The sequence below is a fragment of the Stenotrophomonas maltophilia genome, assembly GCF_006974125.1.
GTDB classification, from domain to species: Bacteria; Pseudomonadota; Gammaproteobacteria; order Xanthomonadales; family Xanthomonadaceae; genus Stenotrophomonas; species Stenotrophomonas maltophilia_O.
Genome location: NZ_CP037858.1, coordinates 3,130,873 through 3,146,957, shown reverse-complemented (window position 1 = coordinate 3,146,957; position 16,085 = coordinate 3,130,873). Strand labels below are relative to the sequence as shown.

Sequence of the window (16,085 nt, the reverse complement as noted above, 5' to 3'; positions counted from 1 at the left end):
CCCCGTCGCAGGAATCCGCGCATGTCCTCGTTCTCCGATCCGCAGGCGGTGGCCCGCTATGCCGAAGGTCCACTGCGCCAGGTGCCGGGCTTTGTCGCCCTGCAGCAGATGAGCCGCCTGCTGCTGGCCGAACGTGTTCCCGCACAGGGCCGCGTGTTGGTACTCGGTGCCGGCGGCGGGCTGGAGCTGAAGGCCTTCGCCGAGGCGCAGCCGGGCTGGCAGCTGCTGGGCGTGGACCCGGCCGCGCCTATGCTGGCCCTGGCCGAGCAGACACTGGGGCCGCTGATGCCGCGCGTGCAGCTGCTGGAGGGCTACATCGACGATGCGCCCGATCTGCGCTTCGATGGGGCCAGCTGCCTGCTGACCCTGCACTTCCTCGATGCCACGCAGCGCCTGCACACGCTGCGCGAGCTGCACAGGCGCCTGCAACCCGGCGCGCCGCTGGTGGTGGCCCACCACAGCGTGCCGCAGGATCCGGCCGGCAAGCTGCGTTGGTTGCAGCGCTACGCAGCGTTCGCCGAAGCCTCGGGCGTTGCCCACGCCGATGCACAGCGCGCGATCGACGCCATTGCCGAGCGGCTGCCGCTGCTGGCCCCCGAACAGGAAGTGGCGCTGCTGCAGGAGGCCGGCTTCGACGGCGTGGAGCTGTTCTATGCAGGCTTCAGCTTCAAGGGCTGGGTGGCGTACGCCGGGTGATGCCTACGGCACCACCGTGATGCCGATGCGCTGCATCAACAGCGCCACCTGCTGCACGTCCAGCGTGGCGCCGCGCAGGTTGGTGCTGCGCAGGTCCAGCTCACCCAGCTCCGAGTTGGTCAGGTCGCAGTCGGTGAAGTTGGCGCTGTTCCAGTCGATGCCCTCGAACTGGCCGCCGGACAGGTCCGAGCCGGCGAAGCTGGCGCCGCTCACGTTCGCACCGTCCCAGCGGTTTTCCCACAGTTCGCATTTCTCCAGCGTTACCCGCGAGAAATTGGCATAGCGCAGGTTCGACTTCTTGATGAACGCACTGCAGAACCAGCTGCGCGTGGTGATCTGGTTCATGAAGCTGGCGTTGCTGAAATCCGCGCCCTGCGCACGGCACTCGCTGATCTCCAGGCCCAGCGCCTTGATGAAACTGAAGTGGCACATGCTGATGTCGCAGCTGCGGAAACTGGCTTCCTTCAGCGTGGCGCCGTTGAAGCGGCAGCCGGTGCGGCTGTCGGCATCGTAGAAACTGCAGTTGATGAACTCGGTGCCGGTCAGGTCCGCGCCGGAGAAATCGCACTCGTGGAACTGCTGGTCGACCACTTTCTGGCCGGTGTACTGGTCCGCGCCGATGCGCAGCTTGCGGTGAACGGTGGGGGACATCGGGGATTCCATGCCAAATGCCCCGCCATGATGCCGGTCCGCGAGGGCGATCCATAGACCCCGGGGCGGGCGGGTTCACCGGCAGTCCAGCCGCCCTGTGCCCACTTCCACCAAATGCACGTTGTTGCACATTTATGCACGAACATGCAGACTTGCGTCATGAGCTCCGATCCCAGCCCCCTCCCCGCCCAGCGCACCCGGCAGATCCTCGAGGAACTGCGCCAGCAGGGCCGCGTGGTCGCCGCCGAACTGGCGCGCCGCTATGCCGTTTCCGAAGATTCAATCCGCCGCGACCTTCGCGAACTCGCCGCCCAGGGACTGTGCCAGCGCGTCTACGGCGGCGCTGTATTGCCGCCACCGAAGGAACGCCCGCTGCGCGAGCGCCTGACCCGCGACCGCGGCGACAAGGCCGAACTGGCCGCCCGCGTCTGCGCACTGCTGCAGCCCGGCCAGGTGGTGCTGCTTGATGCGGGCTCGACCAACCTGGCCATTGCCCAGCAGCTACCCGCCGCCCTCGGGCTGACGGTGATCACCAACGCCCCGCAGATCGCCGTCGCCGCCAGCCTGCATGAAGGCACTTCCGTACAGCTGATCGGCGGCCGCCTGGCCAGCGGGGGGGGCGCGGTTGGCGCCGAAGCATTGGCCCAGGTCCAGCGCCTGCGTGCTGACGTGTACCTGCCCGGCCCCTGCGCGGTGGACGGCGACACTGGCGTGTGGGCGATGGATGCCGAAGAAGCCACGCTCAAGCGCGCGATGGTGGCCTGCAGCAGCCGCATCATCGTCGCCGCCACCACGGAAAAGCTCGGTGCCCGCGGCCACTGGCAGATCGCCAGCCTGGACGAGATCGACGATCTGGTGCTCACCACATCGGCACCGCCCGCACTGGCGGCGCGCTTCCACGCCGCCGGCATCGCGGTACACCCCACTCCGCCCTGAGCGCATCTCCAATGTCCCTCGCCAACCGCGCGCGTGCAGAACAGCACGCGACCCGCGCTGCATTCTTCATTCCCGGCTTCGCCACCGCGCTGTGGGCCACGCTGGTGCCGTTCGCCAAGGCACGCACCGACATCAACGACGCCACATTGGGCCTGGTGCTGCTCTGCCTCGGAGCGGGTTCGCTGCTGGCCATGCCCTTGTCCGGCGTGCTGGCCGCGCGCCTGGGCTGCCGCCGGGTGATGGTGGCCAGCAGCCTGCTGATCTGCCTGACCGTTCCCGGCCTGGCATTGGCCAGCTCGGCGTGGGCGCTGGGCCTGGTGTTGTTCGTGTTCGGTGCCGCCGTGGGTGCGATGGACTGCACGATGAACGTACAGGCGGTGATCGTCGAGCGCGAGGCGCGTCGCGTGATGATGTCCGGCTTCCACGCCTTCTTCAGCATCGGCGGCTTCCTCGGCGCGGCCAGCATGACCGTGCTGATGTCCGCGCAGCTGCCACCGCTGGCATCGGTACTGATCGGCGTTGCCGCCATGCTGCTGGTGATGCTGCTGTCGGCGTCCTACTGGCACAGCGAGCGCATGCCCCATGACCCCCCGATGCTGGCCATGCCGCATGGCATCGTGCTGTTCATCGGCGTGCTCGCGTTCGTCGCCTTCCTGGGTGAAGGCGCGATGCTGGACTGGAGCGCGGTGTTCCTCAGCGATGTGCGCCGTGTCGATGCCAGCCTGGCAGGCATCGGCTATGTGACCTTCACCCTGACCATGACCGTCGCCCGCCTGTTCGGCGATGCACTGGTCTCACGCATGGGACGCCAGCGCGCGATCGTATTCGGTGCACTGCTCGCTGCCAGCGGCGTGCTGGTGCTGACCCTGGTCACGCCGTGGCAGATGTCGTTGGCCGGATACGTGCTGGTCGGCCTCGGCTGCGCCAACATCGCGCCGGCGCTGTTCTCGCTGGCCGGCCATCAGAACCGCATGCCAGGTGCACTGGCGATCACGGCCGTCTCTACGCTGGGCTTTGCCGGCATCCTCGCCGGCCCGGCACTGATCGGCTTCGCCGCCAACCACTTCGGTCTGATCGCTGCGTTCATCGGCGTGGCCATGGCCTTGATGCTGGTGGCGGTCTCCACCCGTTGGCTGCGGGTGTGACGCCTGTACGGAACCGCGCGCCCGAAGGCACGCGGTTCCAGAGCATGACATCAGCCCTGGCTCTCCTCAGTAGGAGGAGAACTGCCAGCGCTGGTTGTCGCCACCATGGCACATCCACATGTGCACCTTGGAGCCATTGGTGTTGCCCAGGCCAGGATCATCCAGGCACATGTTGGTCTGCGGATTGCGGATCTCGCCGACGAGGCGCCACGACTGGTGCGCACCGCCGTTGCAGGTCCACATGCGGATCGCATTGCCGTCATGGCTTGCGCCGTCGGCTGCCTCCAGGCACTTCCCACCCAGCCCACGGATCGACCCATCCGAACCCAGTTCGAAGCGCTGCTGCGGTACACCCGTACAATCCCACAGCTGTACGCGGGTGCCATCTGCCGTGTTGGCGCCTTCCACATCCAGGCACTTGCCGCCGACACCGACGATCGAGCCGTTGGCCGGATTGAACTCCCACTTCTGGTTGGCGGTCTGCGCGTTGCTGTAAAGCTGGATCTTGGTGCCGTTGGCGCTGGAGGCGCCGGTCGCGTCAAGCACCTTGTTGGCCACGCCTACGATGGAGGTATTGGTGAACTTCCACGACTGGTTCCAGTCACCGTGCGCGTCATACAGCTGGATGCGGCTTCCATTGCCGGTGCCGTAACCCACGATATCGAGCACGCGGTTGCTGGGCACGCCGGTGATGGTCGAAGTGTTGGGCTTCACCGTCCACAGCTGCTGCGGGGTACCAGGTGTGCAATCCCACACCTGGATGGCGGTTCCCGGACCGGTGTTGGCACCCTCGGCATCGAGGCACTTGTTGCCCGCACCGCGGATCTCACCAAAGGTGGGAATGTTGCGCAGGTTGATCGGCGCCGACACCGAGCCCCGTGAGAACTGGCCATCGCCGCTGAAGGCGGCGGTGATCGACGCGGTGGTGAAACCGGCGGGCACGGTGTAGTTGATCGCAACCTTGGCCTGACGGCCATAGGCAAATTGGTGCGTGCAGATCCGGACATCACGGAAAGCAGCCCAGCACCCCTTGTTCAGATCAGAAACCGTTCCCAGAAAGGGAGTGTTGGAGGTATTGACATGGACCTTGCCCACCGGCTGGCCGTTGACCTTGAATTCAACGAAACCACCGATCTGGTCATTTCCGGGAATGTGGTAGAGCCCCAAGGCCTGGGAATCGACCTGTGCGGAAAGCTGGATCACCTGCCCGGGTGCGGGCAGCGCATTGGATACTGAAGCCGTGGTGGTGGTCGGGAAGTTGTACAGGCGCGGGAGGGAATCGGCCTTTGCACCTGCAGATACCGCTGCAATTCCAATTGCGAGAACACCCATTGAAACGTAGTTCATCCTTGCTCCATTTACGCTGTGTGGAAATCCTATCCAGGGACGACCTTTGAAACGCTGCAAACATGGCGTCCCTGCACTCCCCCTGGCCATCGACAGCAACATCGACTGCACGCCGTGGCCTTCTTGGCCAGGAACTCCCGATAGTCTCACAGCCTACGCGCTTGTGGCAGGACGCTACCGCCGCCTTGGCCGCAACTTCATCCGCAACCGACGGTAGCCAATCACCACGGCCGTCGCGCACAACGCCGCACCCGCAACGCTCAACAGCAGCAGAACAGCCAACCGGGTGCTGTCGAAGCGCAGCATCACCGGCAGGTCCCAGCTGTGCAGGAAGTAGAACAGCCAGCGCCCGACACGCTCGCGATGTCCCATCGTCAGCAGCGGATCGCCGGTGGCCAGGTCGAGATAGACACGCGTCGCCTCGGCATCACCGAAGTCCGCCACCGCCACCGGGAAGCGGCGTACGGCTGCACCGTTCATCGCTTCGGGTGCGCGCGGATAGAAGTACGCGTCCGGCCCCTGCTGGACCGCGAACGCCTGCATCGGCGCATCGGACATGGCGCGCGCCTTCTGCCGCAGCCAGCCCGCAGGCAGTTGCCGCAGGACCCGCAGCTCTCCATCTGCACTGGACACGATGCGGGTATCGCCCCGTCCATCCAGCAACACTGCGAACAGTTCGCCGCCGATGCGCCGCCACTGGATCTCCACCGGCCTGAAGTTCCGGGCACCCGCCGCCGCCAGCAGCACTGCAGGTTCACCCAGCATTCCATCCACGGATGCCGCGCCGCCACGATAGCGCCCGCTGTCGATCGCCTCGCGCGTGCTGCTGAAGACGCCCAATGGATTCATCGACATCAGGCCGCTGAAGATCCAGGTGAACACGAATGCCGCTGCCACCAACCCGATCAGGTGGTGCCAGCGCATCCACGGCTCGACATACGGCGTCTTCGCGCCAGTGCGGTAGTGCCCACGGAAGCGCCAGCGCCACACACCCACCACGATGCCGCTGATTGCCGCCACCGTGCACAGCGCTGAGAGCACGATCACCACCCACGTCCACACCGGATCGACCGATTGCATGCGCAGGAAGTAAAGCCAGTGCAGCCACGCGCCCACGTAGTTCCAGCGCTGCTGCACGCGCGGTGCGTCCAGAACCACTTCGCCGGTGTGCGAGGACACATACACATCCCCCGGCTGCGCACCGCCCACTTCAACCCGGTACAGCGGCCGATGCGCATCCAGCGCACGCGAATGGATCCAGCGGTCCTCATCCACGCGCATCGCACCAACGAAGGCCTGCCCACCGGCGAACTGCGCGGCCGACGCCTCGGCGCGCTGCGTGGAAACCGGCAGCAGCGCCTTGCCGGTCCGTAGCGACCACGCACCGACGTTGCTGCCGCTACGCACCACATACGCCGCTTCACCACCTACCGTGGTCAGGGCCACGGCTTCCGGCTCGGCCTGTACAGCATCCGGCAGCGCCGACAGTCCTCGCCAATCCCTTGCATCACCCAGCACCGGCAATGCCGCCAGCCGTTCGCCAGGCGTCAACTTCGGGTAGCCGATGAACAGCATCACCATGCCGCTGACGAACCACAGCAGCATCAACAAGCATCCACCGATGCCCAGCCAGCGGTGCACCAGATAGGTCCAGCGCTTGGCAGTGGATCGCAACGACATGGCCAGTGCCCTCAGAACCGATGGTCGACGGTGAACTCGACGCGCCGATCCGGTCCCAGCAGCCATTGCGTACTGGTGTAGTACGCCGTGGCGTAGTACGCCTTGTCGAACACATTGAACAAGCGCGCCGACAACCGCGTGCGCGGTGACGCCTGCCAGGTCAGCGCCAGGTCGGTGGTGCTGTAGCCGGGCAGCTCCAGGGTGTTGGCATTGTCGGCGTAGCGCTTGCCGACGTAACGCACGCCTGCGGCCGCGCTCCAGTCGGGCAGGAACTGCCAGCTCACCCACACATTGGCGAGGCGCTCGGCCACGTTCGGCGGCACATTGCCATCACGCGAGACCACTACCGGCGGCGAACCGGTGGTTTCCAGGAAGTCCTCGAACTCGGCCTTCAGCACCGTGGCATTGGCATCGAGCGACCACCGCGGCGCGAAGCCCCAGTTGAGCGATGCCTCGATGCCGCGCGAGGTCTGCGCGCCCACCTGTACCCGGCGATCCGGCACCAGCGGGTCGCGGCTGAGCAAGCCGGTCTTGCGGATCCGATAGGCCGCCAGGGTCCACTCGCCACCGTCGAACGCCTGCTTCAGGCCCACCTCGACCTGCCGTCCCTTGGCCAGGTCGAAGGCGCCGTTGGCCGGGCTGATCATCAGCAGGCCGCTGACCGGGTCCACCGCCTGTGAGTACTGTGCATAGAAACTCAGCGTTGGCTGCAATGCGAACACCGCGCCCACGCGCCAGCCAGTGCTGCTGTAGGTCTTCGAGAACGCATTCTGGCCGCTGACCAGATCCGTACGATCAATGCGCGCGCGGTCGTGGCGCAGCCCGCCCAGCACCGACCAGCGTTCGCTCAGCGCCAACCGGTCCTCCACGAACAGAGCGTACTGCTCGGCACCGTTGCGGTAGCGCGGCAGATTCGGTGCATCGCTGGCGAACTGCCCCGGCACCGGATGGAACGGATCGACCGGGCCGGAGCTGCCGGCGTAGGTATTGTTGGTGTGCTTGAAGTGCGCACGATTGGCGTCCAGGCCCACGGCAAGATTGTTGGCCAGGCCCGCGATGTTCCCCTGTACCCGCAGCGTCGAGGTCAGCCCGGCCTGGTCCTGGTTGTGGGTGATCCGGGTATTGCCCGAACGGTCGATCAACCCGGTTCCAGGGTTGTAGACATAGGCCTCGGCATTGCGCCAGTCGCGCTGGCTGTCGATCTGGTAGATGCGCGTGCGCCATTCCACGTTCGCGTTCGGTGTCCACAGCGCATCGAGCTGGGTCCAGCGGTCACGAAAGCGAATGTCACTGTCTTCCACGTTGTAGTTGCGGTGGCGCAGTGCGTCCAACTGTCGGCCATCCACCAGGGGCGTACCGAAGTAGCGCATCGGCTTCTGGTGGCCCTGGGCATGGGTCAGGGTCAGCTGCAGGTCCGTGCGTGGCTGCCACAGCAGTGCGCCGGAGAAGGTGGCATCACTGTTCCGCCCGCGATCAACCCAGCCACCGCTGTAGTTGCCGCTCACGTCCAGCCGGTAGGCCAGCTCCGGCGCCAGCGCGCCGCCACTGCCGAAGCCCAGGCGTGCGGTGTCCTCGCTGCCCACGGTCACGCTGATCTCGTTCTCGATGGCACCGCGCGTCGGCTTCTTCGGTACGATGTTGATGACCCCGCCAATGGCACCATCGCCATGGATGACCGAGGCCGGACCGCGCAGCACTTCGATGCGCTCGATGGACCAGGTATCGAACGGGAAGGTGATGCCCACACCGCCGTACTGGCGCAGCCCGTCATACAGGCGCATCACTGAAGCGCCATCGGTGAAGCCACGGCTGGACAGCGCACTCAGGCCGTTGCCCGGGTGCGGCATCGCACTGATCGCACCGGCGCGACTGATCGCATCATTGAGGTTGGTGTCGCCGCGCTGTTCCAGCTGCTCGCGCGAAATCACCGTCAGGCTGGCCGGTGTCTGCAGCACGCTCAGGCCCAGCGCAGAGCCTGCGCTGGCGGTGGATGACAGCTCGCCGCTGCGGGTATCGACCACGCGCACGGTATCCAGCGTGGTCGGTGGTGCCGCATCGGCGGCAAGTACAGAGGCGGTGTGCAGGAGCAACGCGCACATGGCAGGCGGCGTCGCCCGGCGCAGGCGCGCGGAGTTGGGGTTCGTTTTCATTTGTTCACGGCATGCAAGGCCACCCTGCAATGGCAGGGCAGCAATCAGAAAGGGACAGACACGCGCGTGCGGGCACCGGCCGTGGCCGGCAACCTCATGAAAAACGATCAATGCACCGCGCGTGTGGCTCAGGCAGCCATGATGGCCGGTGGCCCGCGTGCTCCCAATGTGCCGCTGACCCGCTGCGGCAACGCCTGCACTGCACCACGCAGCGCACGGCATATCGATACCATCGGTGCCAACAGCAGCAATGCCGCCACCAGCAGGGTGATCAGCCGCGCGGCGATCAGGCAGTAGTCGCAGTCCACGCCCATCTCATGCTCGGCGTGTGGATCGGCGGGCGGCTTCTTTGCGACCTCGCCCTGCTGCATCGCCATCGCGTGGTGGTCGTGATGGCCCTCCATCGCATGCTGCGCATGCTGGGAATGGTCCATCGCCGCTACCGGCACAGCCGCTGCAACGTGACCATGCGCCAGCCAGCGGCTCACCAGCGGGGCAAGCAGCACCAGCAGCATGGCTAGCCATGCCAGGGTCTGGAACCGGCGGTGGAGGACAGAACGACGCACCCGGCCATTCTACGGGCCTGCGGTCAACCTTGGACCACGTTCAGGGTTGCCCGGCGGCCAGTGCGACGTTATGACGCAGCCTCCAGCGCGGGGGATCGTCCACTGCCCGAGGGGGACGGAAGGCAGCCTGGCCGGCCCCTTCCGCCCCCGCACCGGATGACTAGAACCGCGCCGGCTGCTGCACCGCGCGCTCCAGGAACATGACACCCGCCTGCAGGCTGTTGCGGGCGTTCTCCAACCAGCGCTCCGGATCGGCTACCGCGAATCGCTCCTGTGCATCCACATCACCCGAGTCGGCCAGATCAGCCAGCTGCAGATGGATGTGGTTCTCCACCAGGCTCACCAGCACGGCGAGCTCGGCCGATAGACCGGCGATGCGTTCGGTGAAGCCAGCGTCGTTGCTGTTCAGAGACATGTCCCCTGTTCCTATGCGTTGCGGTGTTGATGGATGGCTTCGAAACGCTCGGCACAGGCAGGCCCACAGAACAGCCTTGCCGGATCGTTGTCGAAGTCTTCGCTGCAGTCTGGGTTGTGGCATTCCCCCATGGGAGTGAGAGGGGCAACGTTGCTGGCCCGCGTTGCGTGCTGGGCCAGGGCGCGTTGCAGGTGGCGCGCTTCCATTTCCTGCGCTTCGTCGATGGTGTCCGTCATGCGGGTTGTATTTTATCGAGGGGTGGTCGCACCGATTGAGAACGTCGCAACGACCGTCAACGACGTGGATTCCGCGGCGGATTGGTGTTCGTGGTTGCAGTGGATTTCAGGCATGCAGGCTCCTTGTGCACGGGCGCCCGAAGGCGCGATGGAGAGAAACAAAGGGCCGTCGCTGACGGCGATCGCATCATCCGAAAACCGGTTCTCGCCAACTGCGACGCACCGGCGCGACCACAGCAATCTGCGGATCGTCATCACAGATCCAACGAGTACCGGCCGGCCTGTTCGCGACCGGGGATGCAAGGTGCTGGAAGGTGTTGCAATTGAACCTCCATTCCGACACCATGACCGTGTCACCACCTCCATCACATCCTGACCACACTGCGTCGGTCGGCCGCTGCGTGGCCTGCACACGCCAGGTACTGCACAGCACGTTGGCCGCCATCGGCCGCCGTGGACCGATCCACGTTCCCAGGGGCCCCGTCGAATGCACACACCGCATCCCACGCAGGACATCGTTCCCGCGTTCCTGCAGGCCATGCACGCGCACGGTATCGTGCCGGACGCGCGCGGCCGCGACGCGCTCAACGCCGATGGCACGCTGGTGCGTTTCCATGTGGAAGGCGACCGTCGTGGCTCACGCAATGGTTGGGCTGTATTGTTTGGCGACCACGTGCCGGCCGGCGAGTTCGGCAGCTGGCGGACCGGCGTCCGCCATGCCTGGTGCGCGAAATCGCCGACCGCGTTGAGCGCCGCCGAGCAGCGTGCCATCCGGCAACGCCAGGAGGCGGCCCGCAGCGCGCGCGAACGGGATCAGCGCGAGCGCGAGGACGCCGCCGCCAAGGTGGCCAACGTGCTGTGGAACCGCGCCATTCCCGCGGATGCCCACCATCCCTATCTCGTACGCAAGGGCATCCACGCACATGGCCTGCGTGTGGCGCCATGGCCGGTGCGCAACAGCGATGGGCTGGTCTTCCGCCACATCGACAATGCCCTGCTGGTACCGGTGATGAACAGTGCGGGCCGGGTTGTCTCGCTGCAGGCGATCTTTCCACGCATGGATCCGGCACTCGGACGCGACAAGGACTTTCTTTCCGGTGGCCGCAAGCAGGGCTGCTTCCATGTCATCGGCAAGCCGGTCCCCGGCCAGCCGATCGCCATTGCAGAAGGTTACGCCACGGCCGAATCCATCCACCAGGCCACCGGCTGGTGTGTGGTAGTGGCTTGGGATGCGGGCAACCTCGGCCCGGTCGGCCAGGCCTGGCGCGGCGCCATGCCGGACGCGTCGTTCGTGCTATGTGCCGACAACGATCAGTGGACGCGGCAGCCACTGGACAACCCTGGCGTCACTCTGGCCACGCGGACCGCTGCAGACATCGATGCCCGCGTGGTCTGGCCCGAGTTCGCTGCGCTGCATGGCGATGATGACCGTCCTACCGACTTCAACGACCTGCATCTGCGTGAAGGGCTGGACGCCGTGCGTATCCAGCTGTTGCCTCCCGCGCCGCCCGCGGCAGGCGACGACGTGGTGCGGGACGATGCGCCGTCATCGGCCAGCGCGCGCTACCAGGTGCCTGGCAACCTGTCCGCATTCGATGCCTTCACCCCGTTTCCCGACACCAGCGCGCGCGGGCGGCCGTTGCCAACGGCCCGCAACCTGGCCGAGCTGTGCCGCCGTACCGGTGTGACCGTGCGCTACAACGTCATCCGCAAGGATCTGGAAATCCTGGTCCCTGGGCTGCAGACGACCGTGGACAACGCCAAGGAGGTCGCGGCTGGCGAAGTGATGGATTGCATGCACCGCGCCGGCATGGCCACCGCCAGCTTCGAGACCAACCTGTGCCAGGTGGCCGAAGCCAATCCCTACAATCCCGTCGCCAGCTGGATCACCTCACGGCCGTGGGATGGCCAGACCCGCCTGCAGGCGTTCTTCGACACCGTGCAGGAAGCCCAGCCCACGCGCATGGCCGACGGCCGCGTGCTGAAGGAGGTCCTGATGCGGCGCTGGCTGATTTCCGGCGTGGCGGCCGCCTTTGAGCCCGATGGCGTGGTCGCGCGTGGCGTGCTGACGTTCGTCTCGAAACAGAACCTGGGCAAGACGCGCTGGGCACGGCAACTGGCGCCGGCGGAGCTGCAACTGATCGCTGACGGGGTCGTGCTCGATCCGGCCAACAAGGACAGCGTCAAGCAGGTCATCTCCAAGTGGATCGTCGAACTGGGCGAAGTCGATGCCACCTTCCGCCGTACCGATATCGCGGCGCTGAAATCATTCATCTCGCGCAGCCATGACGAGATCCGCCGCCCCTACGCGCGCACCGAATCCCGCTATGCACGGCGCACCATCCTGTTTGCCAGTGTCAACGACGAACGCTTCCTGCGCGATGCCACCGGCAACACCCGCTGGTGGACCGTGCATGCCGTAGCGTTGGGCGAACCGGCGCGGATCGACATGCAGCAGGTCTGGGCAGAGGCCCATGCGTTGTACTGCGGCGGCGAGACCTGGCACTTGAGTGCCGAGGAACTGGATGCGCTGAATGCCACCAACAGCGAACACGAACCCATCTCGCCGATCGCCGAACTGATCGATCGCCATTTCGACTGGTCGCTCCCTGCCGAACACTGGAGCGCGCATTACCGCGCCACCGAGATCGTCATCGCGGTGGGCATCGACAAGCCCAACCGTCGCGAGGTGAACGAGGCCGCCGCCTACGTGGTCAAACGCCATGGCGTACGCACCCGCGTGGTGGGCAAGGAGCGTGCCAAGGTCTGGCTGATGCCAGAGCGCAGACGCAGTCTCGCCGAGCATGCGGCAGGCCCGTTCTAGATGCCACGCATCCATGATGGTCGCGACGTTGACAGCAGCAGCGACGACTGGCGCCTGCACTGCGAAGCACGTCGCCTGCTGCAACTGGACGGCTACCGGCGCATGGGCAACGACGGGCGCTGGACGGCGGTCAGTCCGCGCCGACATCGCCAGCAGTATCTCGAGGGTGTCCTGGCGGCACGCGGCGCGGTTGAGCGCGAGCGCCTGGCAGCAGCGGCATTGCGGCTGTGGACCGCCAGCCCGTCCGGCCGACCACGCCACGATGAAAGTGGATGAAAGGTGTTGACGGAGACCATCTACAGAGGCAAGATGGCTGTATCGGCCCGCCACCTTCCAGGAGCGCTTCCGCCATGCCTCATCCCCGACTGCATGCCTTCGAAGGTGAGCAGCTGACCGTGCAGCAGATCCATCAGCGGGTACCGGTGCTGTCCGGGCGGACCATCCGCGACCACCTTGCTGCCGGCCGACGTACCCGCACCGCCATGCTGTGCTTTGACCCGATCGCCGCGGCGGCCCGGGGTGGTCGCATCACCCAGCGCATCCTCCGCGCCCGCAGCCTCGCCGGCCGCGATTCCTGATCCTCCGGCACCTGCCGCATTTCTCCAGGAGTAGATTCCGCATGATTCCCGCCTCCCTCGACAGCGGTCATCGCATGATTGCCGACACACTGGCCGCGTTCCGTGCCGGCCCTGCACTGGGCAGCATCGCCCTGCGGCCGGCGCCGCGCGCACGTGTACCGCTCTACATCGGCATCGCCGGCAGCAAGCGCTCGGGCAAGGACACACTCGCCAATGGACTCGCATCGGCGTTGGCGCTGCCACGCGACAGCTTCGCGGCCCCACTGCGGCAGTTCGTCGCCTCTCTCCTTGGGCTCTCCCTGCACGAACTGGACCGCCGCAAGGAGGACGCCATCGACTGGCTGGCCGAACTCACCCCGCGCCACCTGATGCAGGCCGCCGGTACCGAATGGGGGCGTAACCGCGTCCATCCCGAACTGTGGGTACGCTCGCTGTTCGCACGCCTGCCCGAGGGCGGGCTGGTACCCGACGTCCGCTTCGCCAATGAGGCCCGCGCGATCCGGCGTCGTGGTGGTGTCGTGATCCGCGTCAACCGCCCGGGCCATTGCAGCAGCGACCCTCATGCCAGCGAGCAGCCGCTGCCGCATGAACTGGTCGACATCGAAGTCGACAACGACGGTACCCCGGCCGATCTGGTCCGCAGATCGCTGGACCAGCTGCTTGCACGCGGTGTGATCTGATCCGTAAACAGGACCCGCTACCCGCCCCATCCGCTGAACCCACCGCAGGCCACGACCCATCATCGGCGAAAATGATGTAAGGTCATCCCCCATCACCGACGACACCTGTCGTCACCCTGCATCCCCAACCCATTTCGCAAAGAGGAAACGCCATGGAGGTCGAACAGTTCACGTCGACGCGCCTGAAGGCCATCGAGTTGTTCAAGTCCCAGCCCAAGGGCAGCAAGGACAACGTGAGCCTGGATGCGATCTTCATCTCGCTGTGCACGCTGGCCACTGCCCGGGCAGGCGCTGGCAGCGCCCAGCAGGCGCGTACCGTGGCCCGCCCGGGCAACCAGCAACCGCCCGCGCCATGGTTCGTCGAAACCCTCGCGGCCCTGAAGGGCAAGGGCGAGTCGATCACCGTGGCGCGCTTCCTGATGTTCGCCAACCGCTTCCCGGTCAAGCGCATGGACCAGGTCAACGCGGCACGCTGGCTGCGCGACGCCGGGTACATCCCCCGCAAGACCGGCGGCAACCTGGTATTCGATCTTTGATCCAGCGCCTCCTGCAGTCCTGAAGCCCCGGCATCGTCCGGGGCTTTTTTGTTTCCGGCCAGTACACGGCGCATGAGGCCATGCGGCGGGGGGCCGTCCTCACCCTGTACCTGCCCCATCCCCTTGATCTGCCTCTGTTCCTGCCAGGTGAGGACAGCGAGTACGGATCTACAGGAAAACATCAGCAGCCAGTGCAAGTGGATACGGCGCACTGCAAGCAGGCGTGTCGTACTCCTCACCCGTCCTCGCGCACGACTGAACGTCTTCAGCGCACCGATATAAAAGTAGATGAAAGGTGTTGACTGGACAGGCGGGATGGCAACAGTGGAGATCAATGCCACTGAAGACATCCTCCATGAACGCCCTGCCCGACAGTATCCAGACCCTGGCCGAGGTCATCGGCGAATCCGCAGCCCTTACGCTGGTGCGTGCGTGGCCGCCGACCACCTCCAGCACCACCGGCCGTCACCGCGTCATCGTCTACGTCCCCTCCACCCTGCCCGACCAGCATCGGCTGATCGACATCCTTGGCCACGACGCCGCCCGGCGGCTGGTCGCGCACTTCGGCGGCGAACTGTTGTTCCTGGCGTCCTGCTTCGCTGCCGGCGCGCACGAACGCCGTGAGCAGATCGCCCGCGCGGTCGCCAGCGGCATGCCGCGCGACCATGTCGCGCGTGAGTTCGGCGTCTCACAGACCACCATCAAGCGCGCCCTGCGCGGTGCGCGCACCGCGCTGCCACAGGCGGTCCATCCGGCCCTGCTCAAGGGGTACGCACGCGCATGAACGAGAGCGACCTGCTGGCGGGCGTGCCGGATTGGGCCAAGTACCTGGGCGGGACCTCGGGCGTGCTGATCGCGGTGTCGTTGTGGTTGCGCCAGTGGCTGTCGTCGGCCAAGGTCGACCGCACCGCTGACGAAGCCACCAGCAACACCCTGCGCACCCTGCAGGAACAACTCGCAGCCGAACGTACACGCGCCGATGGACTGATGCACGAACGCGAGGCAATGGCGCAGGAGATCGGGCAGCTGCGCGGTGAGGTCAGCGCCCTGCGTGCACAGATCGCCCAGCAGAGCGTACAGATAGACGCCCTGCTGGCCCTGGTTCGCAAGCAACCAGGAGCGGCCGCATGACCGTCGCCGCCGCCAGCGCCCTCGGTGGCACCAACGTCGCTGCGTTCCTGGACATGCTGGCCGTGTCCGAAGGCACCGACATTCCGGGCCAGCGCTCACGTGACCACGGCTACGACGTCATCGTCGGCGGCCAGCTGTTCACCGACTACCGCGACCATCCCCGCGTGCTGGTGTCGCTGCCGCGCTATGGCATCAAATCCAGCGCCGCCGGCCGCTACCAGTTCCTGCGCAGCACCTGGGACGACCTGCGCGCACGCCTGGGCCTGCCCGACTTCGGCCCGGTCTCGCAGGACCGTGCGGCGGTCGCCCTGTTGAAACAATGCGGTGCCTACGAGCTGATCCGGCTGGGACGCTTCGATGCTGCCGTCACCGCGGCACGACGCATCTGGGCGTCGCTGCCAGGCGCCGGCTACGGGCAGAAGGAGCACGCACTGGAAACGCTACGCGCGGCCTACCGTGCCGCCGGCGGAGCCCTGCAGTGACACCCGGGGCACTGAAGCTGGGCATCGGACTG

General features: G+C 66.3%; 19 protein-coding genes. 12 read left to right on the top strand and 7 right to left on the bottom strand.

Annotated features, from left to right (window positions below):
* Positions 1-21: 21 nt before the first annotated feature.
* Entirely contained in the window at positions 22-696 is a 675-nt protein-coding gene (locus EZ304_RS14360; RefSeq protein ID WP_099553911.1) for a class I SAM-dependent methyltransferase, read from the top strand.
* 3 nt (positions 697-699) lie between these two features.
* Here the strand turns inward: EZ304_RS14360 and smqnr are convergent, their stop codons facing one another.
* Positions 700-1,347 carry a SmQnr family pentapeptide repeat protein gene (gene smqnr / locus EZ304_RS14355; protein WP_099553909.1) on the bottom strand — a complete coding sequence of 216 codons (648 nt, stop codon included), beginning with the start codon at positions 1,345-1,347 and terminating at the stop codon, positions 700-702.
* Positions 1,348-1,506: 159 nt separating this feature from the next.
* Here smqnr and EZ304_RS14350 point away from each other — a divergent pair, with 159 nt between their 5' ends.
* Positions 1,507-2,283, top strand: coding sequence for a DeoR/GlpR family DNA-binding transcription regulator (locus EZ304_RS14350; RefSeq protein ID WP_142807389.1), 777 nt, complete (start codon positions 1,507-1,509; stop codon positions 2,281-2,283).
* An 11-nt stretch (positions 2,284-2,294) separates the two neighbouring features.
* On the top strand, positions 2,295-3,428 hold the full coding sequence (locus EZ304_RS14345) for an MFS transporter (RefSeq protein ID WP_142807388.1): 1,134 nt from the start codon (positions 2,295-2,297) through the stop codon (positions 3,426-3,428).
* Positions 3,429-3,494: 66 nt separating this feature from the next.
* Here the strand turns inward: EZ304_RS14345 and EZ304_RS14340 are convergent, their stop codons facing one another.
* The 6 genes from EZ304_RS14340 to EZ304_RS14315 all read right to left on the bottom strand — a co-directional run bounded on the left by EZ304_RS14340 (position 3,495) and on the right by EZ304_RS14315 (position 9,822).
* Positions 3,495-4,775: an RICIN domain-containing protein gene (locus EZ304_RS14340; RefSeq protein ID WP_142807387.1), complete on the bottom strand. Its 1,281-nt coding sequence runs from the start codon at positions 4,773-4,775 to the stop codon at positions 3,495-3,497.
* Positions 4,776-4,949: 174 nt separating this feature from the next.
* Complete coding sequence (locus EZ304_RS14335; RefSeq protein ID WP_142807386.1) at positions 4,950-6,455, bottom strand: PepSY-associated TM helix domain-containing protein; 1,506 nt, start codon at positions 6,453-6,455, stop codon at positions 4,950-4,952.
* A gap of 11 nt (positions 6,456-6,466) precedes the next feature.
* Positions 6,467-8,605 carry a TonB-dependent receptor gene (locus tag EZ304_RS14330; protein WP_185959184.1) on the bottom strand — a complete coding sequence of 713 codons (2,139 nt, stop codon included), beginning with the start codon at positions 8,603-8,605 and terminating at the stop codon, positions 6,467-6,469.
* 128 nt (positions 8,606-8,733) lie between these two features.
* Positions 8,734-9,120, bottom strand: a complete 387-nt coding sequence (locus EZ304_RS14325; RefSeq protein WP_142807383.1) for a DUF2946 family protein — start codon at positions 9,118-9,120, stop codon at positions 8,734-8,736.
* A 211-nt stretch (positions 9,121-9,331) separates the two neighbouring features.
* Positions 9,332-9,586, bottom strand: coding sequence for a hypothetical protein (locus EZ304_RS14320; RefSeq protein ID WP_005408345.1), 255 nt, complete (start codon positions 9,584-9,586; stop codon positions 9,332-9,334).
* Between the two features lie 11 nt (positions 9,587-9,597).
* Positions 9,598-9,822 carry a hypothetical protein gene (locus EZ304_RS14315; protein ID WP_005408344.1) on the bottom strand — a complete coding sequence of 75 codons (225 nt, stop codon included), beginning with the start codon at positions 9,820-9,822 and terminating at the stop codon, positions 9,598-9,600.
* Between EZ304_RS14315 and EZ304_RS14310 the strand changes: the two genes are divergently transcribed.
* The 9 genes from EZ304_RS14310 to EZ304_RS14270 all read left to right on the top strand — a co-directional run bounded on the left by EZ304_RS14310 (position 9,821) and on the right by EZ304_RS14270 (position 16,053).
* Complete coding sequence (locus EZ304_RS14310) at positions 9,821-10,198, top strand: hypothetical protein (RefSeq protein ID WP_142807382.1); 378 nt, start codon at positions 9,821-9,823, stop codon at positions 10,196-10,198. The two genes, EZ304_RS14315 and EZ304_RS14310, sit on opposite strands and share 2 nt — an antisense overlap.
* A 111-nt stretch (positions 10,199-10,309) precedes the next feature.
* On the top strand, positions 10,310-12,646 hold the full coding sequence (locus EZ304_RS14305; protein WP_142807381.1) for a VapE domain-containing protein: 2,337 nt from the start codon (positions 10,310-10,312) through the stop codon (positions 12,644-12,646).
* Positions 12,647-12,922, top strand: a complete 276-nt coding sequence (locus EZ304_RS14300; protein ID WP_142807380.1) for a DUF7696 family protein — start codon at positions 12,647-12,649, stop codon at positions 12,920-12,922.
* A gap of 74 nt (positions 12,923-12,996) precedes the next feature.
* On the top strand, positions 12,997-13,224 hold the full coding sequence (locus EZ304_RS14295; RefSeq protein WP_142807379.1) for a hypothetical protein: 228 nt from the start codon (positions 12,997-12,999) through the stop codon (positions 13,222-13,224).
* A 41-nt stretch (positions 13,225-13,265) separates the two neighbouring features.
* Positions 13,266-13,904, top strand: coding sequence for a hypothetical protein (locus EZ304_RS14290; protein ID WP_142807378.1), 639 nt, complete (start codon positions 13,266-13,268; stop codon positions 13,902-13,904).
* Between the two features lie 152 nt (positions 13,905-14,056).
* Positions 14,057-14,440 carry a hypothetical protein gene (locus EZ304_RS14285; protein ID WP_049444117.1) on the top strand — a complete coding sequence of 128 codons (384 nt, stop codon included), beginning with the start codon at positions 14,057-14,059 and terminating at the stop codon, positions 14,438-14,440.
* Between the two features lie 355 nt (positions 14,441-14,795).
* Positions 14,796-15,224: a helix-turn-helix domain-containing protein gene (locus tag EZ304_RS14280; protein WP_260678116.1), complete on the top strand. Its 429-nt coding sequence runs from the start codon at positions 14,796-14,798 to the stop codon at positions 15,222-15,224.
* A complete protein-coding gene (locus EZ304_RS14275) occupies positions 15,221-15,571 on the top strand; it encodes a hypothetical protein (protein ID WP_043033662.1) in 351 nt (116 codons plus the stop codon). Before EZ304_RS14280 ends, EZ304_RS14275 begins: the two co-directional genes overlap by 4 nt.
* A complete protein-coding gene (locus tag EZ304_RS14270) occupies positions 15,568-16,053 on the top strand; it encodes a glycoside hydrolase family 24 protein (protein ID WP_099553884.1) in 486 nt (161 codons plus the stop codon). Before EZ304_RS14275 ends, EZ304_RS14270 begins: the two co-directional genes overlap by 4 nt.
* Positions 16,054-16,085: the final 32 nt, after the last annotated feature.